The organism is Thermus sp. FJN-A, assembly GCF_054655095.1.
The window spans coordinates 1-436 of record NZ_BAAHSC010000204.1; the positions used below are offsets into that span (position 1 = coordinate 1).

The 436-nt window shown below is 61.9% G+C and carries 1 rRNA gene; it reads left to right on the plus strand.

Going from position 1 to position 436, the window contains the following annotated elements:
* Positions 1 to 126 precede the first annotated feature (126 nt).
* A 23S ribosomal RNA gene (locus ACYQ0J_RS09950) occupies positions 127 to 436 on the plus strand; the annotation flags it as partial.

A 436-nucleotide genomic window follows, 5' to 3' on the forward strand; every position in this document is an offset into this window, starting at 1 on the left:
CCCCTTGACACAGGTGCTTTGGTCTGGTAGTTTTTTCTTTGCGCTGCCTGGATGGTGGCGGGGGATCTTGAAAGCTGGGGTGGATGGATAGGAGCCCAGGGCCACGTGTGGAGCGTGGTCTTTGAGGGTCAAGATGCTAAGGGCCCACGGTGGATGCCTTGGCACCCGAGCCGATGAAGGACGTGGCTACCTGCGATAAGCCAGGGGGAGCCGGTAGCGGGCGTTGATCCCTGGATGTCCGAATGGGGGAACCCGGCCCGTGGGAACACGGGTCACCGCCCTTTAGGGCGGGGGGAACCTGGGGAACTGAAACATCTCAGTACCCAGAGGAGAGGAAAGCGAAAGCGACTCCCTGAGTAGCGGCGAGCGAAAGGGGAAGAGCCTAAACCGTCTGGCTTGTCCGGGCGGGGTTGTGGGGCCCTCGGATACCGAATCC